Here is a 1,504-nt window from a genome sequence, read left to right as displayed (position 1 = left end):
TCTTCATTTTTTACAAGCATCAAAACACCACTTGTTTCACGGTCAAGTCTATGTAAAAGTCTTGTGCCTCGAAATTGTCTCTCAATCTCATCAGAGTTTACATAAGCTGGTTTATCTATGACTATAATGTCATCGTTTTCAAAAATTGGTTTTGCTTTTTCTATCTTTATCACTCTAAACATAGTCCGCTCATCAATCTCTCCACGAGCTATCATTACCTTTTTGTTTCCAACATATACAAGTCCACGGTCTATCATAGACTTTGCATTTGAATTAGAAATTCCCTCTTGTTGTGCCAATAATTTATATGCTTTTTCTGTTGCCATATTTTATTCCTTAATTTTATCAATAACTTTTTGTAAATCTATTTTCTCTTCAACCATTGAAGGAGGAAGTTCTTTTGCTGCGTTTAGTGCTGCGTTTAACTCTGTTGCTTCTACATACTGCACATGATGTACATATTTAAAAAGCTCTTTTTGGTGAAAAAAGTGTTTACCTGTAATAATTTTACAGCCAAAATATGCAGGTTCTAAGGGATTATGTCCACCAACATCATCTCTAAATGCTCCACCTAAAATTGCTATATCACTGATGGCATAAATATTATTTAACTCACCCATCATATCAACAAGTATCAAATCACTTGTAAAATTTTTATTTTGTGAAAAACGCTCAAGAGACAAATGCTCTTTTAACGCGAACTCTTCCATCAAAGAGTACACCTCTTCAAATCTCTCTGGATGACGAGGAACAATAGCAAGTTTTGCTCCGCTGTTTGCACTTTTATAGCTACTAAACGCAGCCAATACACTTTCCTCTTCATCTGGATGTGTACTTCCTGCTACTATTAGCTCACAATCAGGTTTCATATAGTCATAGGTTTTTTTAATCTCACCTGCAAGTTTAATATTTCCAATCACTTCAATATTTTTTGCACCAAGTGCCAAAAATCTATTTTTATCCACTTCACTCTGCACATACAAAATAGAAACATTTGCCAGAAGTTTTTTGTAAAACCATGCAAATTTCATATACTTGTCAACGCTTTTATCAGAAATCCTTGCGTTTAAAAGTATCACCTCCGCACCTCTAGCATGGGCCATAACAAAAAGCATATACCAAAACTCTGCTTCTAAAACAATAAGCTTTTTTTGTGGTTTTATCCAAAAAGGCAGATACATTTCATAAGGCAGGTATCGGATTTCAGCATCATACTTTTTAGCCTCATCCTGCCCCGTTTGTGTAATCGTTGTAATGACAATTTTTTCTTCATCTAATCTATCTAAAATAGGCTTCAACGCTCGTGCTTCACCAAGTGAGCATACATGGAACCAGGTAGATTGAGAATTTTTAAAAGGTGGATTTTTAAAAAGAAAAAAGCGTGAGGGAATCGACTCTTTGTATTTTTGTTTAAACGAAAGAATAATGATAAGTGGAAGTGCTACTAAAAAGAGCACAACACTTAAAATATAGTAGAAAAGAAAAAAAGGCTTCAAGCCTACTC

Annotated in this window: 1 protein-coding gene and 1 pseudogene; both read right to left on the bottom strand. The window is 34.2% G+C overall.

Features of this window, described 5'->3' with window-relative positions:
• A pseudogene (locus MVY38_RS01705) lies at nucleotides 1-326 on the bottom strand (RNA pseudouridine synthase); the annotation flags it as partial.
• 3 nt (nucleotides 327-329) lie between these two features.
• A partial coding sequence (gene waaA / locus MVY38_RS01700; RefSeq protein ID WP_366939741.1) for a lipid IV(A) 3-deoxy-D-manno-octulosonic acid transferase occupies nucleotides 330-1,504 on the bottom strand: 1,175 nt, incomplete at its 5' end.

Source organism: Sulfurimonas sp., from assembly GCF_027056685.1.
In the GTDB taxonomy this organism is placed as follows: domain Bacteria; phylum Campylobacterota; class Campylobacteria; order Campylobacterales; family Sulfurimonadaceae; genus Sulfurimonas.
This window is presented reverse-complemented; position numbering and strand designations above follow the sequence as displayed.